A 25,042-nucleotide genomic window follows, 5' to 3' on the forward strand; every position below is an offset into this window, starting at 1 on the left:
TGATGCCCACCGAACGCATTTCTTTTTCCGGCCACTCCGGTGACCAGCTGGCTGCGCGGCTGGACCTGCCCGAAGGGCCGATCCTGTCCACAGCACTCTTTGCCCATTGTTTCACCTGTTCCAAGGACATCCCTGCCGCGCGGCGCATCTCAGCCCGTCTGGCGGCGATGGGCATCGCCGTGTTGCGGTTTGATTTCACCGGTCTTGGCCATTCCGATGGTGAGTTCTCCAATACCAACTTCAGCTCCAATGTCGCCGATCTGGTGGCGGCGGGACAGTATCTGGCCGGGCGCGGGCTGGCGCCATCGTTGTTGATCGGTCATTCGCTGGGCGGCGCTGCGGTGTTGCGGGCGCGGGCCGGGCTGCCATCGGTTCGCGGTGTTGTCACGCTGGGCGCGCCCTCTGACCCGTCCCATGTGGCGCATCAGTTTGGTGACGCGCTGGAGATGATTGAGGCCGACGGCGCCGCTGAGGTTTGTCTGGCCGACCGCCCGTTCCTGATCCGCAAGCAATTTGTCGATGACATCCGCGCCGAGGCGCTGACCAGCGCCCTTGCCGATCTGGATGCCGCGCTTCTGGTGATGCACGCGCCGCTGGATGCCACCGTCAGCATCGACAATGCCGCCGATATCTTTGTCGCGGCGAAACACCCCAAGAGCTTCATCACCCTGGATGATGCCGATCACCTGATTTCGCGGCCTCGCGATGCGGAATATGCCGCTGATGTCATTGCTGCCTGGGCCGGGCGCTATATCGATCTGTCGCCCCCCGCGCCGCCCCCCGGCGCGCCCGAGGGCGTTTTGCGCGTCACCGAGGCGGATCCCAATGGGTTCCTGCAGGATATCCAGTCCGGCCCGCGCCATCACACCTATGCGGATGAGCCACTGGCCTATGGCGGCAGCAATCGCGGCATGACGCCTTATGGGTTCATCTCGGCGGGGCTGGGTGCCTGCACCTCCATGACCATCCGCATGTATGCCCGCCGCAAGGGCTGGCCTCTGGAAGGCGTCAGCGTCGATGTCTGCCATGACAAGGTTCATGCACAGGACGCGCTGCCCTCCGGTCCCGCGCAGATCGACCAGTTCACCCGTGTGATCTACCTCAGCGGCAATCTGACCCAGGATCAGCGCGCAAAGCTGCTGGAGATCGCCGACCGCTGCCCGGTGCATCGCACGCTGGAACATGGCGCCAAGGTCACCACCCGATTGGATGAGCCGGAGAGCGAGGCAGATGTAGATCCCGCGCATCTGCCGTTCTGACCGGAGCGCCGTCCCCCGGCCCGATGAAATCACCACGAGCCCTTTTGCAAATAGGGGGCTTCGACCGTGACTGACGCGCGACCCAATTATCGGCAGGCTATGGGCAGTCGCGTGGCATAAGCAGACCGAGCATCAGCCTTCCCACAATAAGGGACCTGTTTTTGCGGGCTTTCTGTCGCGGCGCGCAGCCCCACCCTTGCCCTGTAAGGCGCGCTGCTCTAAGACCCGCGGCATCATCCGCTTCCCTTCTGCCCTGCTATGAAAAGGTGCTGCTGCCCATGATCCCCCGCTATTCCCGTCCTGAAATGGTTGCCATCTGGTCGCCGGAAACCAAATTCAAGATCTGGTACGAGATCGAGGCACACGCCTGCGAAGCCATGGCCAACCTCGGCGTGATCCCGCGTGAAAACGCCGACGCGGTTTGGAAAGCAAAGGATGTCGAATTCGACGTCGCCCGCATCGACGAAATCGAAGCAGTCACCAAACATGACGTCATCGCCTTCCTCACGCACCTTGCCGAACACGTTGGTTCTGAAGAAGCGCGTTTTGTGCATCAGGGCATGACATCCTCTGACGTGCTGGACACCTGCCTCAATGTGCAGCTGGTGCGTGCCGCCGATATTCTTCTGGGTGGCATGGACAAGGTACTGGCCGCGCTGAAAAAACGTGCATTGGAACATAAAGACACCGTGCGGGTTGGCCGCTCTCACGGCATCCACGCCGAGCCGACCACCATGGGTCTGACCTTTGCCCGTTTCTACGCCGAGATGGACCGCAACAAACAGCGCCTGCAAAACGCGCGCAGCGAAGTCGCCACTGGCGCGATTTCCGGCGCGGTTGGCACCTTTGCCAATATCGACCCTCGCGTTGAAGAACACGTCTGTGAGCAGCTCGGCTTGAGCCCCGAACCGATCTCGACCCAGGTTATCCCGCGTGATCGTCACGCGATGTTCTTTGCCACGCTGGGGGTGATCGCCTCCTCGATCGAGAACATCGCGGTGGAAATCCGCCACATGCAGCGCACCGAAGTGCTGGAGGGGGCGGAATTCTTCTCCATGGGGCAGAAAGGCTCCTCCGCGATGCCGCATAAGAAGAACCCGGTTCTGACGGAAAACCTCACCGGTCTTGCACGTCTGGTGCGCATGGCGGTGATCCCGGCGATGGAAAACGTGGCTCTCTGGCATGAGCGCGATATCTCGCACTCCTCCGTTGAGCGCGGCATCGGCCCCGACGCCACCGTGACCCTGGACTTTGCGCTGAACCGTCTTGCTGGCGTCATCGACAAGATGCTGGTCTTCCCGGAGAACATGCTGGACAATATGAATAAATTCCCCGGCCTGGTGATGTCGCAGCGGGTACTGCTGGCGCTGACGCAGGCCGGTGTCAGCCGCGAAGATGCTTATGCCATGGTGCAGCGCAACGCCCTCAAAGTCTGGGAAGATCGCGTTGATTTCCGCGAATTGCTGCTGGCGGATGCTGATGTGGTTGCCGCCCTTGGCGAGGAGGCGATCAACGAAAAATTCGACATGGGCTATCACACCAAACATGTCGACACGATCTTCAAGCGGGTGTTTGGCGCCTAAGCTGGAGTTCATCAGCAACCACAATAAGGGGCCGTTCTGTCAGCGATAGGGCGGCCCCTTTTCTATGGCAAGGCTGGTCTGACACGGCGTCTCACCGTCTTGTTATCGCGCGGTTGCGGCCAACCGTCTAAGGTGGAGCGATCCAACAAGCCGCAGAGCTGCGGCGCGCGCGACAAAAGGACAAACTGATGCCTGTCATGCTGACACATAATGCCCCCCATGCCCGCTCTCTACCTGCATCTGCGATGCGCGCCATCTGCGCGCCCCTAACCGCGCTGGTGCTCTTTGCGGCATTTGCCGGCAGCGCATTTGCCGCCGGAAGCGGTGACAGCGCGGCGCCAAAACCGACCAACACCACCAAAACCTGCAAAGGCGCAAAGGTCTGGGACGATCAGAAACAGCGCTGCGTCGCGCCCAAGCAATCCTCCCTGGACCCTGACGAATTGTACGATGCGGTGCGCGAACTCGCCTATGCCGGGCGCTACAGCGACGCGCAGATGGTGCTAGCGGCGATGCCTGACCAAACGGATAGCCGGGTGCTGACCTATTGGGGCTTTACCTATCGTAAGCAGGGCTATTCCGATCAGGCGATGTCCTATTACACTCAGGCCATCGCGCAGGATCCGCAGAACCACCTTGCGCGCTCCTACATGGGTCAAGGGTTTGTAACCGACGGAAAATACGGGCTTGCGCTGGAACAGTGGAAGATCATTCGCGCCACCGGCGGCAGCGACAGCTGGGCCGAAGTCTCCCTGCGAGACGCTCTTTTGTCCGGACAGACGCAAAGCTACTGATTTTCAGCATTTATTTACTGCTTCGCCCCTAGATTGGAGACAACAGAAAGAGAATCTTTTTGGCTAGGGCTCATAAATGCAGAATGAAAATGCTTTGGCGCTTCCCATGGCGGCCTCCTCAGATGATTTGGGTGATTTTTCCGCCCCGGCTCCGCTCGGCGGTATGGATCTGGGCGGCGATTTCGGCGGTGGTGACTTGGGCATGGGCGGCATGGGCGGTGGCGCGCTGGATATGCCTGCCATAGGCGGCGGCGGTCTGCCGGCTGCCAAATCCAAACTCAGCGGCAAGGCAAAAGCCGCCATCGTGGTGCGCCTGCTGCTGAATGAAGGGGCCGATATTCCGCTGGAATCGCTGCCCGATGATCTTCAGATCGAACTGACACAGCAGATGGGCCGCATGGGGCTGATCGACCGCGACACCCTGCATGAGGTGGCCGGTGAATTTGCCGAAATGCTGGACAATGTCGGGCTGTCCTTCCCCAATGGGCTGGCCGGTGCGCTCTCCGCGATGGAGGGCAAGATCAGCCGCCAGACCGCCAGTCGCCTGCGCAAGGAAGCGGGCGTGCGCCAGTTTGGTGACCCATGGGAGCGTCTGCGTGCCCTGCCGCCAGAAGATCTCGCCGAGCTGGCAGAGGCCGAAAGCACCGAGGTCGCCGCCGTTCTCCTGTCGAAGCTGGACACCACCAAGGCAGCGCAGATGCTGATCCACCTGCCCGGCCCGGTCGCCCGCCGCATCACCTATGCCGTCAGCCAGACCGCCGCCGTGACCCCGGATACCGTCGATCGCATCGGCCTGTCCCTCGCCGCGCAGATCGAGGCGCGGCCGGAGGTCGCGTTTGACGAAACCCCGGGCCAGCGCATGGGCGCGATCCTGACCCAGGCGGCCGCAGGCAAACGCGATGAGGTGCTGACCGCCCTGGACGAGGAAGACGAGGAATTTGCCGGCGACGTACGTAAATCGATCTTCACCTATGCGCTGATCGCCCAGCGGGTGAGCCCGGTGGACGTGCCGAAAATTGCCCGTGTTCTGGCGCAGCAGGATCTGGTGACAGCAATTGCATTCTCCACAGGCGAGGAAGATGTCGAGACCAGCGAATTCATGCTGGCCAATATGTCCAGCCGCATGGCCAACAACATACGCGAAGAGGTGAGCGAGCGCGGCAAAGTGAAACGCAGTGTCGGCGAAACTGCCATGAGCAACATCGTCAACGCCCTTCGTGAGCTGGTGAACTCCGGTGAGGTTGAACTTCGCTCAGCCGAGGATGAAGAAGAAGAGTAAGCCCGCGCGATCAGGTCTCCGCATTGGCCTGTGTCTTCCTGCCTGCGGTCGCACACATATGTCGACAGTCCTAGAGATAACTGATGCCCGACCACGCCCATCTGCGCCACCGCTCTGAGACGGGACCTCAACGGATACCACAGTGATCGAAGGCGCCCTGTCAACGGATCAGCACCCCGGCCCGCGCCTTGTCTGCTGATCCGTAGCTGAGACTTGGCATCGCTGGCATGTGGCCTTGATACCCCGCCGCCGTCAGGGACGCAGTTGCGCTGAGGGCGGCCCGCAGCTGCGGATCACCGCCAGGCTTGCTTGTGCCTCTCTGCGCTGCCGTTTATGGTCGCGGCGATATTGTCTCTCCAATTGCAGGCCCTCCGGACATGCCCGTCGATCCCTCCACCCTGTCCCCAGGCCGTCGCGCCAGTTACTACGCCAGCAATCTGGCGCTGCGTGGCCTTATCGGGGCGCTTGGGCTGATCCCCTATGAAAAGCGTATTCCGGCGATGGGCTGGGTCATGCGCAAAGCTGCCCCTCTGGTGGGGTTTCACAAACGGATCCGTGACAATCTTGCGCTCACCTGTCCTGAGCTGCCGGAGGCGGATGTCGCGCGGCTTTGCGATGAGGTGAGCGACAATATCGGTCGTGTCGTCGCCGAGCTCTATGCCGGACAGCCGTTCCTGGAGCGCGCCTGGGCGGCGCCGGTTTCCGGCCCCGGCCTGCCCGCGCTGGACCGCGCCCGCGCGGAGGGGCGACCGGTCATTCTGGTCACCGGCCATTTCGGCAATTACGACGCCGCCCGCGCCAATCTGATCCGGCGCGGCTTTTCCATGGGGGCGCTCTATCGCCGGATGGCCAACCCCTATTTCAACGATCACTACGTGCAAGCAATTGAAAAGACCGGCAAGCCAATGTTCGAACAGGGCAAACGCGGCATGATGGAGATGGTCCGTCACCTGAAGCAGGGCGGCATCATTGCGATTGTCGCGGATCTGCACGCCCATGGCGGGGTCAACATTGATTTCTTTGGTGAACCCGCCGTGACGTCCATTGTGCCGGCAGAACTGGCGCTGAAATATAAGGCCGCGATGATCCCGGTCTATGCCATTCGCCAGCCCAACGGCCTTGATTTTGAAATTATCCTGCAGGAGGAGATTGCCCCCTCTGATCCGGTCACCATGACAACCACCGTTTGCAAACGGCTGGAGGATCTGGTGCGCCAGCACATGGGGCAATGGTTCTGGGTTCATCGGCGCTGGAAACCCTATGTGCCGATCCCGAAATCCTCGCCGACGGGTCAAAGATCCAGCTCTGACTGACCCCGAGATGCCGCTTAGTTGAGTGTCGCCGCCGCAAGGATGGCACCATAGGGCGCCTGCTGAACCAGCAGCGCCGCCGGACGCGTGTCGGTCAGCGTCACCGTCAGTTGCAATGTGCCCTGCCCGTCCCACTCCGCGACGCGGTCAATCTGCTCCACCACATTCGCATAATCCAGGCGTCGGCCCGCCAACTCTCCTCGCGAGATATCGACAGTTTTCAGCGGCGCATAACGCACCAGCTGCACCGATATTGGACCGGACAGCACCGGTGCTGTGTCCCCGCGACGCAGCTGAACGGCGACCCCCCCCGTGCCGCTTTGGCTGCCGTCGATGGTCATCGCCACCGGGCTCGGCCTTGCCTTATGGGCTTCGATTGTCTCACTCAGTTTCATTGCATCTGCGCCGACCACATCATCTTGGCCGTTCACGATCATCTGCGGTGTGTAAACCATCTGGCGGCCACCTTCATGCGCGTAGCCTTTCTGACGGCGGGTGTGGGCCGGGTCGGCAAACTGGTCTTTCCAGCCGATATAGTCCCAATAATCCACATGCAGTGCCAAAGGCAGCACATCCGGCCGCGCTGTCAGTTGCTGCAACAGCGCATCTGCGGGCGGACAGGAGGAGCAGCCCTGCGAGGTGAACAGCTCCACCACCACCAAATCCGTGGCCGGTCCACCGCCCTGGGCGGTGGCCCCGGTTGGCAGCGCCATCCACGCGGCCATGACAAGCGATGCGAAAAACTTCATGCATAGAACCCTTTTTGCTCTGATCTACCGATGTAGCCGCGGCCGGTTGAAATGACCAATCAATCATTCTTGAGACCGTCGTGCACAGGCCTATTTGAAGCGAAATGCGACGTTGGCGCAAATTTTGTGTACTATTGCATACAAAAATGTCGCCTGCGGCGTTTCAGCTATTGAATGCACGCCCGACCTGTTGCAGATAGCCGGTAGCGAATTCCCTGTATTCACATCCCAGAGGGAGGCCAAACATGCCTATCACCGTCGGACAGGACAATGCCAAGACGCGCCGCAAGCTGAGCGCGGGTGGCAAGTCGATCTCATATTACTCGATCCCCGCAGCCACCGAGGCCGGGCTTGGCGATTTTGCCAAACTGCCCGCCGCCCTGAAAGTGGTGCTGGAAAACATGCTGCGGTTTGAGGATGGCGGCTTCTCCGTCTCCACTGACGACATCAAGGCCTTTGCCGAATGGGGCGCCAACGGCGGCAAGAACCCGCGCGAAATCGCCTATCGTCCGGCCCGCGTGCTGATGCAGGATTTCACCGGCGTTCCCGCCGTTGTGGATCTCGCCGCCATGCGCGACGGCATCAAGGCGCTGGGGGGCGACGCCCAGAAGATCAACCCGCTGAACCCGGTTGATCTGGTTATTGACCATTCCGTCATGATCGACGAATTCGGCAACCCGCGCGCGTTCCAGATGAACGTCGACCGCGAATACGAACGCAACATGGAGCGTTACCAGTTCCTGAAATGGGGCCAGGGCGCGTTCAACAACTTCCGCGTTGTGCCTCCGGGCACCGGCATCTGCCATCAGGTGAACCTGGAATATCTCGCCCAGACCATCTGGTCGGATGAGGATCAGAACGGCGATATGGTTGCCTACCCTGACACGCTGGTCGGCACCGACAGCCACACCACCATGGTCAACGGCGCTGCCGTTCTGGGCTGGGGTGTTGGCGGCATCGAGGCTGAGGCCGCGATGCTGGGTCAGCCGATCTCCATGCTGATCCCTGAGGTTATCGGCTTTGAGCTGACCGGCGCCATGGTCGAGGGCACCACCGGCACCGACCTCGTGCTGAAGGTTGTGGAAATGCTGCGCGCCAAAGGTGTGGTTGGCAAGTTCGTGGAATTCTACGGCAAGGGTCTGGACACGCTGCCGCTGGCGGATCGTGCGACCATCGCCAACATGGCGCCCGAATATGGTGCGACCTGTGGCTTCTTCCCGATCGATGATGAGACCATCCGCTACCTGCGCAACACCGGCCGCGACGAAGATCGTATCGCGCTGGTCGAAGCTTACGCGAAGGAAAACGGCTTCTGGCGCGATGCGGATTATGCTCCGATCTACACCGACACGCTGAGCCTCGACATGGGCACCATCGTGCCTGCGATCTCCGGCCCGAAACGCCCGCAGGACTATGTTGCCCTGACTGGCGCCAAGGCTGCATTCCGCAAGGAAATGGAAGAGACCTTCAAGCGTCCCATGGGCAAGGAAGTCGCCGTCAAAGGCGAAGACTACACCATGGAAAGCGGCAAGGTCGTGATCGCCTCGATCACCTCCTGCACCAACACATCCAACCCTTATGTGATGATCGGTGCGGGCCTTGTGGCGCGCAAGGCCGCTGCATTGGGTCTGGATCGCAAGCCTTGGGTCAAAACCTCGCTTGCGCCCGGATCGCAGGTGGTTTCCGCCTATCTGGAGGCCGCAAACCTACAGGAAGATCTGGACAAAATCGGCTTCAACCTCGTCGGCTATGGCTGCACCACCTGTATCGGCAACTCCGGCCCGATCCAGCAGGAACTCTCCGATGCCATCGCCGAGGGTGATTTGGTGGCGACCTCCGTCCTGTCCGGCAACCGCAACTTCGAAGGCCGTATCAGCCCCGATGTGCGCGCCAACTACCTGGCCTCACCGCCGCTGGTTGTCGCCTATGCGCTGGCGGGCACCATGGACATTGATCTGGCGACAGATCCGATCGCACAGGACAAGGACGGCAATGACGTCTACCTGAAAGACATCTGGCCGAGCCAGAAAGAGATCGCAGATCTAGTCGAAGCGACCGTGACCCGCGAAGCCTTCCTGTCGAAATATGCCGATGTGTTCAAAGGTGACGAGAAGTGGCAGGCGGTGGAGACCACCGATGCAGAAACCTACGACTGGCCTGCAGCCTCCACCTACATCCAGAACCCGCCCTACTTCCAGGGTATGGGCTCCGAGCCGGGCACCATCTCCAACATCAAGGACGCCAAGCCGCTCTTGATCCTTGGCGACATGGTCACTACTGACCACATCTCGCCCGCAGGTTCCTTTGCAACCACCACCCCGGCTGGCCAGTATCTGCTGGATCGTCAGGTGCAACCGCGTGAGTTCAACTCCTACGGTTCGCGTCGTGGCAACCACGAGATTATGATGCGTGGCACCTTTGCCAATATCCGCATCAAGAACGAGATGCTGGACGGCGTCGAAGGCGGCTACACCAAAGGCCCCGATGGTCAGCAGACCTCTGTCTACGAGGCTTCCATGGCCTATCAGGAGCAGGGCATCCCGCTGGTGGTCTTCGGTGGTGAGCAGTATGGCGCGGGTTCCTCGCGCGATTGGGCGGCCAAGGGTACAGCCCTGCTGGGCGTCAAGGCTGTCATCGCCGAGAGCTTTGAGCGGATCCACCGGTCCAACCTGGTTGGCATGGGCGTTATCCCGTTTGAGTTCACCGGTGGTGACACCCGCAAATCGCTGAACCTCACCGGGGATGAATCCGTCTCGATCCATGGTCTGGACACCATCAAACCTCAAGAAGAGGTCTCCTGCGACATTACCTATGGCGATGGCACAACCAAGACCATCACCCTGAAGTGCCGCATCGATACAGCGCCGGAAATTGAATACATCGAACATGGCGGCGTGCTGCACTATGTGCTGCGCAACCTCGCCAAATCGTAAAACCGGCGCAGGTTTCCTGCGACCCTAACACAGAAAACGGGCGCCTCTGCGGTGCCCGTTTTTTCGCGTCAGCCACTATACTTGGCGAAACGACCCGCACCTGTATCCTGGACACCTCAGTCTTTGGCCTCCCTCACGTTTACTTCTTGCCGCATATTGCTCCGCATTGCGGCAAGATGTCCGTGATGATGGTCAACAGCTCCCCTTACCCTTTCTGATAGACACGCAACCAAAATGTGCCGCCACCCGGCAGTACAGCAGCCTGAGACGGACAGCCCGTGACCAAGACCCCAGAAAAAGAAGCCATTGTTGTCACCGTAAAAGCAGTGCCCAGCCTGTTCGAGGAGTTGGTCGCAGCAACCCAGGCCATGATGCCGGAAACCCGCGCGTTTCCCGGCTGTATAGAGGCGCATCTGCTGCTGGCCCCGGAGCGCGAAGAGATGGTGATTTTTCAGATCTGGGAGAGCAGCGAGGCCCAGAACGCCTATCTGACCTGGCGTGCGGAACGGGGCGACTTTGAGCGCCTGGGCGAGCTGATCCACGATGAGCAAATCTTCCGCACCTATTCACTTGGCTGAAACCAAAAAGCGGAGCCAAAAATGGCCCCGCCTGGGTCGATTTTCCGCCGTCTGCCTTACGGGGCAGCGGACCCGGATCAGTTCTGCGCCGCACGCTCCAGCGCCGGGCGCAGGGTGGTGTCGATCACCCGCTGCGTAATGGGACCGGCAAAGCGCAGGATAATTGTCCCCTCACCGTCGATCACATAGGTTTCCGGCACGCCATAGACGCCCCAGTCCAGCGCCATCCGTCCGGCCTCATCCCGGCCAATGGCGCGATAGGGGTTGCCCAGCTCCTCAAGAAACCCAACCGCATTGTCTTCCTGATCCTTGTAGTTGACGCCATAGATCGCCAACCCTTCCTTGGACAAGGCGTCAAGGCTCGGATGTTCCACCCGGCAGGGGCCGCACCAGCTGGCCCAGAAATTCACCAGTTTTACAGTGCCGTCACGCAGGGTCGCATCATCAAATCCGGGGTCGTCAGCAAAGCTGGTCAGCACAACCGGCGGCGCCGATTGACCTTCACGCGCAGATGGCAGGCTTTCAGGATCGTTGCGAAACATGCCAGCAAAGGCCAGCGCAACAAAACTGCCAAAGACCAGAACGGGCAGCGCCATCACGGGAGAGATCTTAGCCACGGCGCGGTCCTCCCTGGCTTTGCATCTGCTGCTCCATCTGCTGCATCTGACGCCGCACGCGGCGGCCACGGGCAAATGTCATCAGCAGCAGCGCCAACAATAGCAACAGGGAAGCGGCGTAAGATGAGAGTACCTCAACCGCATATTTTCCAAGATCCGGCATCATGCTTGCATCCTTTCCCGCAGCATCAGGGCGCGCATCCGACGGGCGCGGATCTCTGTGCCGGTGCGATAGAGCACCAGCGCCAGAAACAAGAGACCAAAGCCAACCATGCAGACATACAGCGGATTGGAGAACGCATCCGCCACATTCTCCTCCTTGTCCAGCGACAGCGAGGCCCCCTGATGCAGCCCCTGGTTCCAGAAGTTGACCGCATAGCGGCTGAGCACCGCAAAGACCGAGCCGACCAGACATAGGATGGAGGTCAGATCAGCGGCAGTATCCGGGTCCTCAATCGCCTCCCAGAGGGCGATGTAGCCAAGGTAGAACAGGAACAGCACCAGAAAGGAGGTCAGCCGCGGATCCCATTCCCACCAGGTGCCCCACATCGGCTGCCCCCAAAGCGCCCCGGTGATCAGCGCAATCAGCGTCATCACCACCCCGATGGGGGCCGCAGCCTTCGCCGCCAGCGCGCTCACGTGGTGGCGACGTACCACCCAGATCAGCGAGGCGACCAGCATCATGAACCAGGCATTGATCGCAATCAGTGCTGCGGGCACATGCAGGAAGATGATTTTGACGGTAGAGCCCTGACGGTAGTCATCAGGCGTGAAGAAGAACCCCCAGATCAGCCCAACCGTGCACAGCACAGCGGCTGAGACCCACAGCGCAGGCATCACCCGTTCCGATGTGGTCAGGAACTTCTTTGGATTGGCGTATTCCCAGATCGACATAGTGGCTATTTAGCTCTTGCTTGAAGGGATCTCAATTCATTCATCCTAGCGCAAATTGACGCGCAGGACGGCGGCGCTGGCAAAGGGCAGCAGCGCCAGCGTAGCGGCCGAAATACCGGCCAGCATCAACAGCGGCGTCTCCACCGCCATACCCGCCGCGCCCCGCCGCGCGGCCTCTGCGCCGAAGATCAACGTCGGCACGTAAAGCGGCAGCACCAAGAGCGACATCAACAGCCCACCCCGCTTCAGCCCCACTGTGAGTGCGGCGCCAAAGGTGCCGATCACCGATAGCGCGGGCGTGCCCAGCAGAAGCGAGACAACCAGCCACAGAAAGCCTGCGGTCGGCAGGTTGAGCAGCACGCCCAACACAGGCGCCGCCAGCACCAGCGGCAGGCTGGTGGTGATCCAATGGGCCAGCGCCTTGATCGTCACCACTGCTTCCAGCGGCAGCGGAGCGGTGGCCATCAGATCCAATGTGCCATCCTCCCAGTCCAGCGCCAGCAGCCGGTCCAGCGACAACAGGCAGGCCAAGAGCGCACCAAGCCACAGCACACCGGGGGCAATGCGGCCCAGCAGCTCTGACTGCGGTCCGACCGAAAACGGCACCAGCACCGTCACGATCAGGAAAAACGCCAGCCCCAGACCAAAGCCGCCACCGGCGCGCAAGGCCAGCCGCAGGTCGCGCAGCAACAGCGCCCTCACAGGAAGGCTCCGTCGAAGTTGTCCAGATCCGGCAGCTTGGCGCGAAATCGGCTGACGTCCAGCGTGTCGCCGTCAAGGCCAAGGTCGATATGGGTGGCAATCAACGCCGCACCGCCGCCCGCCAGATGGCCCTGCACCACATCCGCAAACTGCTGCACCGAGGCCCGGTCCAGACTGACCGTCGGCTCATCCAATATCCAGTAACGCCGCCCGGTGACCATCAACCGCGCCAGCCCCAGCCGGCGTTTCTGCCCGGCGGAAAGCGCCCCGGCCTGCCGATCACACAGGGACCGCAAATCAAAGGCATCCAGCGCGCTGTCGATCTCATCCGTGGCAAAGATCGCCGCCCAGAATTTCAGGTTTTCCGCCACCGTCAGGGTCAGCTTGATCCCGTCGGCGTGGCCTGCATAGGCGATATCGTCGCCCTCGCCGGTCCCGTTTATTGCCACCTCACCGGCCAGCGGCGGTTGCAGCCCGGCAATGGTGCGCAACAGCGTGGTCTTGCCACAGCCATTCGGCCCCCGCAGGATCAGTGCCCGCCCGGGCGTCAGCACAAAGCTCACCCCTTCCAGCACCGGCACGCCGCCGCGCGCGATGCTCAGCCCTGCAATGGTCACTGTCATGAAATCCGCCTACCTCTTTGGTTCTTGGTCGAAAAACCCGATCCCGCGCGGCCTGTCCTTGCGCCAGATCAAGCCTGTTTCCATCATGGACAGGTGATCAGACCGCAAGCGCCGCAAGGGCAATCCGGCGCCCTTCTGAGAGGAGGACGTTATAGGTCCGGCAGGCAGCGGGAGAGTTCATCGCCTCAACCCCGATCCCGGCCCCTTCCAGCTGCTGACGCAGGCTGGCCGGGATATGCGCGACCTCGGCCCCGGTGCCGATGAACAGCACATCAACCTCACCGGCAAGTGCCAACAGCGGGTCAGCGTCATCATAGCCACCCCAGCCCGTGGTCCCCATTGCCCCGGTCAGGATAGAACTCTGAAACACCTCACCACCCACGCGAAAAAAACCCGGCCCGTAGCCGTCGATAGGCAGGGCGTCCGTATAGGCAACTTCGTTCAACCGCATGGCGTGCATCCTCTGTTCGTGGTCGGCGGTGGGCGCGTTGCGCGGCGCCCTGCCCGGCTGCATAACATGTCCGTCCCCCTGACAAAATACCAGCCCGGCTGAGACCCATAAAAAGAGGCCGCATCCCGACGGGACGCGACCTCTGACATGTCATACCTAAGTGGCGGCTCAGGCGTCGATATTGGCGAACTGGTTGCCGGTGGTGTTCGATGGCTTCGTCCAGTCGCGCTTCACGCCCAGCCACAACAGGATGGTGGAGGCCACGAAGATCGACGAATAGGTGCCGATGATAACGCCCCAGATCATCGCAAAGACAAAGCCCCGGATCACATCCCCGCCCAGCACATAAAGCGAGATCAGCGCCAGCAAGGTGGTCACCGAGGTCATCACGGTCCGGCTCAGGGTTTCATTGATGGAGATGTTTAGCACCTCCGCCAGCGGCTTCTTCTTGTAGCGACGCAGGTTCTCGCGCACCCGGTCAAACACCACCACCGTATCGTTCAGCGAATAGCCGACGATGGTCAGCAGCGCTGCGATAATCGCAAGGTCGAACTTGATCTGAAGTTCCGAGAAGACACCGATGGTCAGCACTACATCATGCACCAGCGCCGCGACGGCCCCCAGCGCGAACTGCCATTCAAAGCGCAGCCAGATGTAGATCAGAACCGCGCCAATCGCGAGCGCAACCGCCAGGACTGCCGTCTGCACCAGCTCGCCCGAGACCTTCGGACCGACGGATTCTACCGACACGAATTTGATGCCAGGCGCCACCGCATCCAGCGCGGCGTTCACCTCGGCAATCACCTCACCAGAGATCGACTCGCCATCAGCCTGCGCCTGAATACGCACCATGGCGACATGCTGATCCTCGGCAAATGTCGGATCAAACACCTCGCTGATGGTGATGTCGCCCAGCTCCAGCGGCTCCAGCGCAGCCCGGTAGGTGCCGACGTCAATGTCCGTGGTGCTTTCGGTGCGGATGGTTGTACCGCCTCGGAAGTCGATGCCAAAGTTCAGCCCCTGCAATGCAAAGGAGGCAAAACCCACGACAATCATCAGGGCAGAGATGCCCAGCCACAGTTTCCAGCGCTTGAAGAAATCAAACGAGGTATTTTCGGGAATAAGTTTCAGCCGCATCTCACACCTCGATCGTTTTCGGACGACGCCGTTCAAACCACATCACAATGATCACCCGCGTCACAAAGATCGCGGTGAAGACGGACGTCATGATCCCCAGCCCCAGCGTGATCGCAAAGCCGCGCACCGGGCCGGAGCCCATGGCAAACAGGATCACCGCCGTGATGAAGGTGGTGATATTGGCGTCCAGAATGGCGCTCAGCGCCTTTGAGTAGCCCTCATCAATGGCCCGTGCAGGACCACGACCTGCTTTCAGCTCCTCGCGGATCCGTTCAAAGATCAACACGTTGGCGTCGACCGCCATACCAACCGTCAAAACGATACCCGCAATCCCCGGCAGGGTCAGCGTTGCGCCAATCAGGCTCAGCGCGCCAAAGATCAGGCCGATGTTGAGGATCAGCGCGACATTCGCAAAGAGGCCAAACAGACCATAGCTCAGCGCCATGAAGACCAGCACCCCGACAAAGGCGACAATCGTCGCAACCTTGCCGGCATCAATGCTGTCCTGCCCCAGTTCCGGGCCGATCGTGCGCTCTTCCAGGAATTCCAGCCCCGCAGGCAAGGCACCGGCACGCAGCAGGATCGCCATATTGGTGCTTTCCTCGATGGTGAAATTGCCAGTGATGATACCTGACCCACCTGCGATATGGGCCTGAATGACCGGGGCGGAGACCACCTCTTCATCCAGTACAATCGCAAAGGGAGAGCCGATGTTTTCCGCCGTATAGTCGCCGAACTTGCGCGCCCCTGTGGTGTTGAAGCGGAAGCTGACCGCCGGACGGCCATTCTGATCAAACGACGGCTGCGCATCCACCAATTCCTCGCCGGTGACCACCGGTGCGGCCTCGACGGTGTAGAACACGCCGTCCTCATCAAGCGACGGCACAACCTTGTTGCCCACGCCCGCATTGGCGTCGGCATCGCTGCCACGGCCCACAACCGGGTTAAAGGTCAACTGCGCGGTGGTGCCGATGATGGCCTTCAACTCCGACGCGGAGCCGATGCCGGGCACTTGGATCAGGATCCGGTCGCTGCCCTGGCGTTGAATGGTCGGCTCGCGTGTGCCCACCTCGTCAATCCGGCGGCGGATGATTTCCAGCGCCTGCCGCACCGTGCGATCATCAGAGGCCAGCTTTTCCTGCTCGCTCAGCTCCACGGTCAGAATGTCACCGGTCCCGGACACGGTGATATCGGTGGCCCCGGCGCCGGTCAGGCTGGTGATCGGATTGGCCAGACCGCGCACAACTTCAAGCGCGCGGGCCATGCCCTCGGGCTTGGAGATCTTCAGACGAATCTGCCCCTCCGGTGCCTGCTGGCGGCGGAAGGTGCCGACCTCACCGCGCTCGGGCCGCAGCGCGTCACGCACCTCAGGCCAAAGCGCATCCATACGCGCACCGTAGACGTTGGCGACCTTCACCTCGGCCAGAAGATGCGCACCACCGCGCAGATCCAAGCCGAGGTTGACCAGCGACGACGGCATGAAGGACGGCCATTGGCCCGCCACCTCCAGCCCCTTGGGGCTCTCGCCCTTGGCGATTATTTCGGCGGCGGCGTCATTGGCCTGCTCGACGCGCGTGTAAAACGCATTTGGCAGGGCAAGCAAAAGGCCGGTCACACAGACCAGCCAGATGAGAACCCGCTTCCAGAGATCAATTTGCAGCATTGCCCTGCCTTTTCAGTTGGTTAAGCGGGGCTACTTACGCTGCCGGCTCGGTCTTGTTCAGAACCTGTGCGATGGTGGTTTTGATCACGCGGATTTTCACACCCTCGGCGATTTCCACTTCGATTTCGCCGTCATCCTTGACCTTGGCCACCTTACCGATGATGCCGCCCTGGGTCACCACCTGATCGCCACGGCGCAGTGCTTCGACCATCGACTGATGCGTCTTCAGCTTTTTCTGCTGCGGACGGATCAGCAGGAAGTACATGATACCAAAGATCAGAATGAGCGGGAGAAATTGGGCGAGTGCGCCACCTTCCATGGGATATTCCTTCTGTGTGACAGGCGCTTGAGACGCCCTTAATTTTGCAGGGGAACCTATGCGCAGAAAGGGCCACTTGCAAGGCTAAGGCGGCCAGAACCGATACCGCAAACGCAGTTGACCCGATGCAGGGGCGATGAGAGGGTGCGGGTATTGATTTTCAGAACCAGATTGCACTCATGATCAACATCTCAGACCCCGGCCTCTTGCCGGTTCTTGCCCTGTTTGGCCTCGCCGTATTTGTCGCCTTCCCGCTTATTGTTTTGTCGTCAAACGAAGCCAAACCAATCGCATTTCTGCAGTCCAAACTGGGACTGGATGCTGTATGGGCCCCGGTCTTGCTCATCGGCGCTGCGCTCTGGGCCATTGTGTTCGGGTTATTGGTGGTTGGCCTGCTCTCGGTGATTTGGGAGATTATCCAAGGCGTTCATTGGAAGTCTACTGCCAGTGGCATGAGCAACAGCGGACGTTTCGCTCTTGTTCGTCTCACGGCTATCACGGCGACCACAGGCGCGGTCATCGCTTTCCCGCTGACCCTTATCAAAGTCAAACTCACGCGGGATGCGAACGACACAACCGTTCAAAGCCAGATCACGGACAGGATCAACAAGGCCGTTGAGGGCTTGGGGGCGGAAAAGACGGTGAAGCGCCAGCGCCATGACCAAGATGGCAACCCCACCTACGAGAAAGACACCAAGGGTAGCAGGGATTATTCCAAACCCGTGTTTGTCGAAACCTCCGAGCCCAACCTAGAAGTGAGGATTGGCTCAATCTTTGCCCTCGAACGCATCGCGCGCGAAAGCCCAGATTTCCACGTTCAAGTTATGGAGATCCTTTGTGCGTATGTCCGGCTGAATTCTCCGGTGACGACGGCAGGTTCAATTCCAAGGGACTTAGAACCTAGTGAGCGCGGCAAATTAAGAAAGAAAGTCACCAAGCCTCGGATCGACATCCAAATGGTGATCAAAGTCATCGGGAACAGGCGGGCAAAAAACCTGGGCTTAGAGGTGTCGGCTGGTTTCACCCTCGACCTTTCTGAAACGAACCTCCAACAGGCGGAACTTGTTGGGAATTGGCGCAACACGAACTTCAGTGACAGTGCTCTTGATTTCGTAGTCATGAACGACGCGGATCTCTCGAACTCTAACTTGGGCCGCGTAAAACTATCTCGGGCTAGTTGGCGGGGAACTAACTTGGACGGCTCCAACCTATTGGGAGCACAAGTAATGCATACAGATCTTGGATCTCAGCATACTCCAGTTGCACCGTTATTCGATGCTAAAGGGATGCCGCCCATGTTTCATGGTTGCATATTTCGCAACCAGAGCTATTGGGGAAGTACATTTAGCATCACCGCCTCTGATACCATGTTTCGACGGTGTACCTTTGACCGGCAAGGCCAGGTCGATGATCTGATAAACGAGAATACTAGCAACCGATTTCCTGAATGCGCACTTCGGACTGTGACCTTGGAGCAGTCATCAATTGCAGAACTTCGCTGGTATGCGTCTTTCTCAATTCACGATTTTTTCGGCGACGCATCTGTAACCTGTATTGGCTTTGATGCACCGCCTCATTGGCCTGAGTTCATTCTAGAAGATGAACAGTTCGCTAGCGAATACCAAAAATGGCTAAACGCCCCCGACAACTACACGCCTCCCACCGCCCGCTAACGTGCCATCCCACAACACCCCGGCGGCAAAACCTCGCGCCCCCTTCCCCTTCCCGCCCCCTTCCGGCATATGCTGGCGGCACTGATTCAACGCTTTAGGAGCACCCCCATGCATGACATCCGCGCGATCCGCGAGAACCCTGCCGCTTTTGACGCCGCTTTGGCGCGGCGTGGGGATGCGGCGATGTCTTCCGACATCCTGGCGCTGGATGAATCCCGCCGGGCCAAGATCCAGGCGGCTGAAACCGCGCAGGCCGAGCAGAACAAGGCGGCCAAGGCCATCGGTGCGGCCAAGGCCAAGGGGGATGACGCCGAATTCGAACGTCTGCGCGCCGAGGTGGCCGGCAAGAAAGCCGAAGTCGCAGCCCTGCAGACCGAGGCCAAGGAGCTGGACGCGAAGCTGACCGACGTGCTGGCGCGCATCCCCAACCTACCGGCCGAGGACGTGCCAGCGGGCGCCGATGAGGACGACAATGTCGAGGTCAGCAAATGGGGCGCGCTCCCCAATTTTGCCTTCGACCCGAAAGAGCATTTTGAAATCAAGGGCGTCGCGGCGGCGATGGATTTTGAAACCGCGGCGAAGATCTCCGGCGCGCGCTTTGTGCTGCTGAAGGGCGCCGTGGCCCGCATCCACCGCGCGCTGGCGCAGTTCATGGTCGACACCCATGTGGATGAAAACGGCCTCACCGAGGTGAACTCCCCGGTGCTGGTGCGTGACGAGGCGATGTATGGCACCGATAAGCTGCCGAAATTCGGCGATGACAGCTATCAGACCACCAATGGCTGGTGGCTGGTGCCCACCTCCGAGGTGCCGCTGACCTATTCCGTCGCGGGCGACACGCTGGATGAGGCGGCCCTGCCGATCCGCATGACCGCGCATACGCTGTGCTTCCGCTCCGAGGCGGGCAGCGCGGGCAAAGACACCTCCGGCATGCTGCGCCAGCACCAGTTCGAGAAGGTCGAGATGGTCTCGGTTGTGCACCCCAGCCAGTCCGACGATGAGCAAAAGCGCATGCTGCGCTGCGCTGAGGGGTTGCTGGAAAAACTGGGCATCCCCTATCGCACCGTGGTGCTTTGCACCGGGGACATGGGGTTCGGCGCGCGCCGCACCTTCGACATCGAGGCCTGGGTGCCCGGTCAGAACACCTACCGCGAGATTTCCTCGGTCTCCACCACCGGTGATTTCCAGGCCCGTCGCATGAATGCGCGGTTCAAACCGGCTGACGGCGGCAAGCCGGAATATCTGCACACGCTGAACGGCTCTGGTCTAGCGGTCGGGCGCTGCCTGATTGCGGTGCTGGAAAACGGCCAGCAGGAAGACGGTTCCGTCAAACTGCCAGAGGTTCTGGCCCCCTATCTGGGCGGTCGCCTGACCCTGACGGCGGAGGGCGCATTGGTTTAAAAACCGCGCGCAACCTCTTAATAAAAAGTAAAAAACCGACGCCTTATAGCGTCGGTTTTCTTTATTCTCAGCCCCGCGTTCCGGCAGCCCTATTTCTTTTTTTAGGTTTCGCAGCAGCACCCGGATCAGGCTGCCTTTTGGCCAAGGATTTCTTGGCCGCGTCTTTCTTGGCTGACGCCTTCTTTGTCGGCGCCTGCTTAGTCGGTGCCTTTGGGGAGGCTTCTTTCTTGCCGTGGTCTTTCTTCCCACTGTCTTTCTTCCCACTGTCTTTCGGCGGCGCCTCGTTCTTCGGGTTATGCTTGGCCTCAAGGATGGCCTTAGCCTTGGCCTTTTCCTTCTCAATCGCGCGTTTGGCCTTGGCCTTCACCCGCTTGGCCTTCGCCTTGGCTTTCACCTTTGCTGCGGCAAATTCCTCAGCAAGCGCAGCGGCTTTCTTCGCGGATTTCTTGGCTTTCAGCACAGCTTTTTCGGCCTTTGCCTCGGCGGCGCGACGGGCAGCCTCAGCCGCGGCCAGCGCGGAGCTGAGCCTATCTGCCTCAGCGTGGTCAACGGGCTTCTCCTGCGCTGCACCATTCGGCATCGCTGGAGCGACCCCATTTGCGCGGCGGGCAGGTTTGCCTTGCATTGGGCTGGTTTCCCCATGGGCCTTCTTTGCTTCTGCAGATAGCTTTGCCGCGCGCAGCTTGCCGATCCTTGGGATATTGCTCAGCTCCTGCGGCGATTTCCCCGCCACCGCCTCAATCGTAGCGCAGCCATGGTCGGTCAAAATCTGCGCCAGCGCGGGGCCGACTCCGGGAAGTTTGGCGATGGATGTCATGAAGGCTCCTGCGTATTGGTTTGCCCTGCTGCCGTGGCCAGTTGCCCCGGCGCATTGCCCGGCGGGAATGGCACCAGCCGCTGATGATCTTCGTCCCAGAGCTTCAGCCCAAGAGCGCGGATCGCTTCGCCAAACCCAATGCGACGCGGTGCAATCTCGGGCGGCAGATTATAGTGGCAGCGGCGCAACCGGTAGCTGGGAATGCGGGCGTTGAAATGGTGAATGTCATGCAACGTGATATTGGCGACTGCAAAGTCAAAAAACCAGCCAAAGTCAAGACAGGAGGATCCCTGAAGCGCCGCAACCTGCGGATTAAGGTCGGGCCGTCGATCCCAATAGGTGTCTTCAAAATTATGCTGCAGATACACCAGAAACACACCGATCATCCCACCGAGAAACGAAAATCCCAGCCAGATCAGCACGCCAGTTGTCCCCGCAATGGCATAAAGCAGCCCAAGCAGCAGCAGAATGACGACGTTGTGCAGAACCACCCCCAAGGCGCCAAACCGCAGCGTGTTCTTTGGCCAGCGGTAGCGGACAAAATAGGTGAACGCCGCCCCAAACGGCACCAGCACCAGCGGATTGCGATAGAGCCGATAGGCCAGCCGCTGTGCCAAGCCTGCCGCCTGCCATTCGCGCAGGGTCATGGTGTGGATCTCGCCGGATTCGCGGTGCTCCAGATTGCCGACATAGGCGTGATGCTCATTGTGGTTTTGCTTCATCACCTCAAACGGGGCAAAGGTGAAGGGCGACAGCACATGACCGGCAAGCTCATTCTGGAGGCGCGTTTCAAACAGCGACTGATGCCCGGTATCATGTTGCAGCACGTACAGCCGCACCGCGGCAAAGGCAAAAACCACCCCCGCAGGCAGCATCAGATACCAGAGCTCCGCGTGGCGGATCGCCACCGTCAGCGCGAGGAAATAGACCGCAAATGTCCCGAAATAGCTGAGCGCGGCCAGCCGGTTGTCTTTCTCGCAATAGGTCCGCGTATATGCTCTCAAATCCATGGGATGTTCCCTAGAGACGCCGTGTGACACTGCCGTGACGCCAGACCTCAGCACATGGCCGATAACCTCGCGATACCCCGAACCGTCACGGTTCATATCCCGGCGTCTGCCCTGCCTGTGCCGATCCGGTCCCTGTGCCCGGCCCAGTCACACCCCAGTTCTGCAAGGCACGCGCCCCATCTTTCAATAACCTATGGTGAAGCCTAGCAAAGCCAATGGCTTGCGGTCAAATCTTGCCGATACCGCAGGCACAAACCTGCCCCAGCCATGAAAAAAGGCAGCCCCCAAGGTGGGAGACTGCCTGATATTTTAACCAGAAACAGGCGCGCGCTTAGTTGCGGCGGCCTTCCAGATGTTTGCGCAGCTTCGACGGCGGCGCCTTTTTCTTACCCTTGTAGGGGTTCTTGTCCGACTGCGAGCGCAGCGTCAGACGGATCGGCGAGCCGGGCATATCAAAATCCTGCCGCAGCCCGTTGACCAGATAGCGATTGTAGCTCTCGGGCATCTTGTCGGGATGTGAACACATCACCACAAAGCCCGGCGGACGGGTCTTCGCTTGGGTCATATAGCGCAGCTTGATCCGCTTGCCCTGCGGGGCGGGCGGCGGGTGCTGTTCCAACATCCCCGTCAGCCAGCGGTTCAGCGCCGCGGTGGGCACCCGGCGGTTCCAGACGTCATAGGCGCGCATGATCGCTGCGTGCAGACGGTCCAGCCCCTTGCCAGTCTTCGCCGAAACCGTGATCAGCGGCGCGCCGCGTAGCTGCGGCAGCAACCGGTCAAAGGCTTCCTTGAGGTTGCGCAGCTTTTCCTGCTTCTCATCCTCAATGTCCCATTTGTTGACCGCAACCACCACCGCGCGGCCTTCCCGCTCGGCCAGATCGGCAATCCGCAGATCCTGCTGTTCAAACGGGATCGCCGCATCCAGCAGGACCACCACCACTTCGGCAAATTTCACCGCCCGCAGACCGTCGGAGACGGAGAGCTTCTCCAGCTTTTCCTGCACCTTGGCCTTCTTGCGCATGCCGGCAGTATCGAAGATGCGCATCGGCACATCCTGCCAGTCGATCTGAAGCGAAATCGCATCGCGGGTGATCCCGGCCTCAGGCCCGGTCAGCAGGCGATCCTCGCCTAGGATCTTGTTGATCAGGGTGGATTTGCCCGCATTGGGACGTCCGACAACAGCCACCTGCAACGGTTTGTTGCGGGTTGGCATCGGCACCGACAGATCGTCTTCGTCGGCGTCTTCGTCCAGAACGACGTCAATCTCGGGGCTGTCATCCTCGGCGCGTTTTTCAAACTCATCCGCCAGCGGCATCAGCTGCGAATATAGGTCATTCAAACCTTCGCCATGCTCACCGGACAGGCGGATCGGCTCCCCCAGACCCAGGCCCCAGGCATCCAGCACACCGGCATCGGCGGCGTTGCCCTCGGCCTTGTTGGCGGCCAGAATCACATGGGCGGATTTCTTGCGCAGGATCTCTGCAAACATCTGGTCCACCGGGGTCACGCCAACGCGGGCATCCACCATGAACAGACAGATATCAGCCATATCAACCGCCCGCTCGGTCAGACGGCGCATCCGCCCTTCCAGCGAGTTGTCGGTGGCATCTTCCAGACCGGCAGTGTCCACCACGGTAAAGCGCAGATCGCCGAGACGCGCTTCCCCTTCGCGCAGATCGCGCGTGACGCCGGGCTGGTCATCCACCAGCGCCAGCCGCTTGCCGACGAGACGATTGAACAATGTGGATTTGCCCACATTCGGGCGGCCCACAATAGCGAGGGTAAAAGACATCAGACCAACTTTCTGCGATTCAGACGCGCCCCATAGCGCATCTGCGCGCGCCCTGCCAGAGCGCATCGCTGTTTATGCCTCTCCTACCGCATCAAAGCGCTATCGGAAAGCGTGCAATTGCCCCTTGGTGGACACAACATAAAGCGTGCCATTCGCCACAACAGGCGCGGTGCTGGCGCCGCCGGGCACCGCCACGCTGCGCAGCAACGCGCCGCTTTCGGGGCTGAAGAAGCGCAACAGCCCGTCGTTGGAGGCCACCACCACCTGACCACCGGCCAGAACCGGCCCGTGATGGGCCACCACTGCGCCGCGTTTGCGGGGTTTATCCTTGAGGTATCCGGGCAGATCCGTCGCCCAGACAGCTGCGCCACTGTCCGCATCCAGCCGCACCAATTGGCCAAGGTCGCTGATCAGGAACACATTGCCCGAAACCGCCCAGACCGGATCCACCGCCCCATGGGGCGCAGTCCACAGCCGATCACCGCTGCCAAGGTCAAAAGCCGCTGTTCGCCCGGACTGGTTGCCCACATACATCCGATTGCCGGACACTACAGGCGCGCCGGTGACATCGCTGATGCGGGAAATGGTCCGGCCAATCCGCTTACCCGCCACGGAGGCGTTCCAGCGCCGCAGGCCGCCCTTGCGGAAGGTCGCGGTCAGATCACCCGAGCCAAAGGCGAAGATCGCCAGATCAGAGGTGACCGCAGGCGCCGGTGCGCCCAGAATGTTCGAGGGGCTGGGGGTGGCCTGAACCTGCCAGGCAATCCGGCCATCCTTGGCATGCACCGCCCAGCCGGTATCATCTCCGGCCACCAGATAGACCAGACCGTCGCGCACCGTGGGTTGACCGGAGCCGGTGGCCTCCAGCTCCTGCCGCCAGATGGTTGCTCCGCTAGCCGCATCCAGCGCGGTCAGCACGCCATAGCCGGACGAGACATAAAGCACGCCACCGTCATAGGCCAAACCGCCACCTGTGGCCTGCCCTGAGCTGTCAGACGCAGGCAACAGTTCGCTTTGCCACTGCAACGCCCCGGTAGGGCTGACGGCCGAAACCTTGGCGCCGCTGTCCAGCGTGTAGATACGCCCATCGCCCACAACCGGTGTCGCGGTGATGCGCTGGCGGCGGCTGTCACCGTCGCCGATCGAGGTGGCCCAGATTGCGCGCGGCGCAGCGGCCAGCGCCGGATGTGTAGGGCGCAGCCCTTCAACGCCCGGCCCCTGTGGCCAGCTGGCGTTGTTGCGCGTTGCAGGCAACGCAATGGCGCGGGTCTCATTGCTGACAACCGTGACGCTGTCGTCGCGCAGATCCAGACGCTCGCCGCGCAGGATGACCTCAGGCTCGGCGCAGGCGGACAGGACCAACGCCAATGCGGTCCCCGTCAGAATGCCCCTCGCGCTCCAAAAGCTTGTTACTGCCGTCATTGCCCTGCCCCATTACTGCACTTTGTACTGCACGCT

General features: G+C 60.8%; 23 protein-coding genes. 9 read left to right on the plus strand and 14 right to left on the minus strand.

The genetic code is table 11. The features are described 5' to 3' along the window. The first annotated feature begins 2 nt into the window (after positions 1–2). From phaeop14_RS08590 to phaeop14_RS08610, 5 genes are all read left to right on the plus strand, one after another. The gene (locus phaeop14_RS08590; protein ID WP_040178691.1) at positions 3–1,259 is read left to right on the plus strand and encodes a bifunctional alpha/beta hydrolase/OsmC family protein; all 1,257 of its coding nucleotides are present in this window, start codon (positions 3–5) and stop codon (positions 1,257–1,259) included. A gap of 278 nt (positions 1,260–1,537) precedes the next feature. Next, entirely contained in the window at positions 1,538–2,842 is a 1,305-nt protein-coding gene (gene purB / locus phaeop14_RS08595) for an adenylosuccinate lyase (protein WP_040178692.1), read from the plus strand. Positions 2,843–3,030: 188 nt separating this feature from the next. Next, complete coding sequence (locus tag phaeop14_RS08600) at positions 3,031–3,636, plus strand: tetratricopeptide repeat protein (protein ID WP_096789286.1); 606 nt, start codon at positions 3,031–3,033, stop codon at positions 3,634–3,636. A 76-nt stretch (positions 3,637–3,712) separates the two neighbouring features. After that, positions 3,713–4,915 carry a flagellar motor switch protein FliG gene (locus phaeop14_RS08605; protein WP_096789287.1) on the plus strand — a complete coding sequence of 401 codons (1,203 nt, stop codon included), beginning with the start codon at positions 3,713–3,715 and terminating at the stop codon, positions 4,913–4,915. Between the two features lie 377 nt (positions 4,916–5,292). Continuing rightward, positions 5,293–6,228, plus strand: a complete 936-nt coding sequence (locus phaeop14_RS08610; RefSeq protein ID WP_040178695.1) for a lysophospholipid acyltransferase family protein — start codon at positions 5,293–5,295, stop codon at positions 6,226–6,228. A 14-nt stretch (positions 6,229–6,242) separates the two neighbouring features. Here phaeop14_RS08610 and phaeop14_RS08615 read toward each other — a convergent pair whose 3' ends face one another. Then, positions 6,243–6,974, minus strand: coding sequence for a DUF1223 domain-containing protein (locus phaeop14_RS08615; protein WP_040169519.1), 732 nt, complete (start codon positions 6,972–6,974; stop codon positions 6,243–6,245). A 245-nt stretch (positions 6,975–7,219) separates the two neighbouring features. On the opposite strand from phaeop14_RS08615, the gene acnA reads away from it, so the two are divergent. Together acnA and phaeop14_RS08625 are read left to right on the plus strand one after the other, a co-directional pair. Next, the gene (acnA, locus tag phaeop14_RS08620; RefSeq protein ID WP_040169521.1) at positions 7,220–9,907 is read left to right on the plus strand and encodes an aconitate hydratase AcnA; all 2,688 of its coding nucleotides are present in this window, start codon (positions 7,220–7,222) and stop codon (positions 9,905–9,907) included. A 278-nt stretch (positions 9,908–10,185) separates the two neighbouring features. After that, positions 10,186–10,485: a putative quinol monooxygenase gene (locus tag phaeop14_RS08625; protein WP_096789288.1), complete on the plus strand. Its 300-nt coding sequence runs from the start codon at positions 10,186–10,188 to the stop codon at positions 10,483–10,485. Between the two features lie 77 nt (positions 10,486–10,562). On the opposite strand, the gene phaeop14_RS08630 is transcribed toward phaeop14_RS08625, so the two are convergent. The 9 genes from phaeop14_RS08630 to yajC all read right to left on the minus strand — a co-directional run bounded on the left by phaeop14_RS08630 (position 10,563) and on the right by yajC (position 16,891). Continuing rightward, positions 10,563–11,102, minus strand: a complete 540-nt coding sequence (locus phaeop14_RS08630) for a DsbE family thiol:disulfide interchange protein (RefSeq protein WP_096789289.1) — start codon at positions 11,100–11,102, stop codon at positions 10,563–10,565. Continuing rightward, positions 11,095–11,265, minus strand: a complete 171-nt coding sequence (gene ccmD, locus phaeop14_RS08635) for a heme exporter protein CcmD (RefSeq protein WP_096790267.1) — start codon at positions 11,263–11,265, stop codon at positions 11,095–11,097. The genes phaeop14_RS08630 and ccmD overlap by 8 nt, the downstream gene beginning before the upstream one ends. After that, positions 11,265–11,996 carry a heme ABC transporter permease gene (locus tag phaeop14_RS08640; protein ID WP_040169524.1) on the minus strand — a complete coding sequence of 244 codons (732 nt, stop codon included), beginning with the start codon at positions 11,994–11,996 and terminating at the stop codon, positions 11,265–11,267. The genes ccmD and phaeop14_RS08640 overlap by 1 nt, the downstream gene beginning before the upstream one ends. 45 nt (positions 11,997–12,041) lie before the next feature. After that, complete coding sequence (ccmB, locus tag phaeop14_RS08645; RefSeq protein ID WP_014874911.1) at positions 12,042–12,698, minus strand: heme exporter protein CcmB; 657 nt, start codon at positions 12,696–12,698, stop codon at positions 12,042–12,044. Further along, positions 12,695–13,321, minus strand: coding sequence for a heme ABC exporter ATP-binding protein CcmA (ccmA, locus tag phaeop14_RS08650; RefSeq protein ID WP_096789290.1), 627 nt, complete (start codon positions 13,319–13,321; stop codon positions 12,695–12,697). Before ccmA ends, ccmB begins: the two co-directional genes overlap by 4 nt. Before the next feature lie 97 nt (positions 13,322–13,418). Further along, positions 13,419–13,772: an Mth938-like domain-containing protein gene (locus tag phaeop14_RS08655; protein WP_096790268.1), complete on the minus strand. Its 354-nt coding sequence runs from the start codon at positions 13,770–13,772 to the stop codon at positions 13,419–13,421. A gap of 168 nt (positions 13,773–13,940) precedes the next feature. Next, positions 13,941–14,909: a protein translocase subunit SecF gene (gene secF / locus phaeop14_RS08660; RefSeq protein WP_040169527.1), complete on the minus strand. Its 969-nt coding sequence runs from the start codon at positions 14,907–14,909 to the stop codon at positions 13,941–13,943. 1 nt (position 14,910) lies between these two features. Continuing rightward, positions 14,911–16,572 (minus strand): protein translocase subunit SecD, encoded by a 1,662-nt coding sequence (gene secD / locus phaeop14_RS08665; RefSeq protein ID WP_096789291.1) that lies wholly within the window; start codon positions 16,570–16,572, stop codon positions 14,911–14,913. Between the two features lie 34 nt (positions 16,573–16,606). Next, positions 16,607–16,891 carry a preprotein translocase subunit YajC gene (gene yajC / locus phaeop14_RS08670; RefSeq protein ID WP_040169532.1) on the minus strand — a complete coding sequence of 95 codons (285 nt, stop codon included), beginning with the start codon at positions 16,889–16,891 and terminating at the stop codon, positions 16,607–16,609. Positions 16,892–17,070: 179 nt separating this feature from the next. Between yajC and phaeop14_RS08675 the strand changes: the two genes are divergently transcribed. Next, positions 17,071–18,564: a pentapeptide repeat-containing protein gene (locus phaeop14_RS08675; protein ID WP_096789292.1), complete on the plus strand. Its 1,494-nt coding sequence runs from the start codon at positions 17,071–17,073 to the stop codon at positions 18,562–18,564. Between the two features lie 108 nt (positions 18,565–18,672). Beyond that, positions 18,673–19,965 carry a serine--tRNA ligase gene (gene serS / locus phaeop14_RS08680; protein ID WP_096789293.1) on the plus strand — a complete coding sequence of 431 codons (1,293 nt, stop codon included), beginning with the start codon at positions 18,673–18,675 and terminating at the stop codon, positions 19,963–19,965. A gap of 67 nt (positions 19,966–20,032) precedes the next feature. Here the strand turns inward: serS and phaeop14_RS08685 are convergent, their stop codons facing one another. The 4 genes from phaeop14_RS08685 to phaeop14_RS08700 all read right to left on the minus strand — a co-directional run bounded on the left by phaeop14_RS08685 (position 20,033) and on the right by phaeop14_RS08700 (position 25,006). Then, on the minus strand, positions 20,033–20,782 hold the full coding sequence (locus tag phaeop14_RS08685; RefSeq protein WP_096789294.1) for a helix-hairpin-helix domain-containing protein: 750 nt from the start codon (positions 20,780–20,782) through the stop codon (positions 20,033–20,035). Beyond that, the gene (locus phaeop14_RS08690; RefSeq protein ID WP_096789295.1) at positions 20,779–21,792 is read right to left on the minus strand and encodes a fatty acid desaturase; all 1,014 of its coding nucleotides are present in this window, start codon (positions 21,790–21,792) and stop codon (positions 20,779–20,781) included. Before phaeop14_RS08690 ends, phaeop14_RS08685 begins: the two co-directional genes overlap by 4 nt. Before the next feature lie 331 nt (positions 21,793–22,123). Then, positions 22,124–23,584 (minus strand): ribosome biogenesis GTPase Der, encoded by a 1,461-nt coding sequence (gene der / locus phaeop14_RS08695; protein ID WP_040169646.1) that lies wholly within the window; start codon positions 23,582–23,584, stop codon positions 22,124–22,126. Positions 23,585–23,683: 99 nt separating this feature from the next. After that, on the minus strand, positions 23,684–25,006 hold the full coding sequence (locus phaeop14_RS08700) for a PQQ-like beta-propeller repeat protein (protein ID WP_096789296.1): 1,323 nt from the start codon (positions 25,004–25,006) through the stop codon (positions 23,684–23,686). Positions 25,007–25,042: the final 36 nt, after the last annotated feature.

The sequence above is a fragment of the Phaeobacter piscinae genome (assembly GCF_002407245.1).
Lineage (GTDB): Bacteria > Pseudomonadota > Alphaproteobacteria > Rhodobacterales > Rhodobacteraceae > Phaeobacter > Phaeobacter piscinae.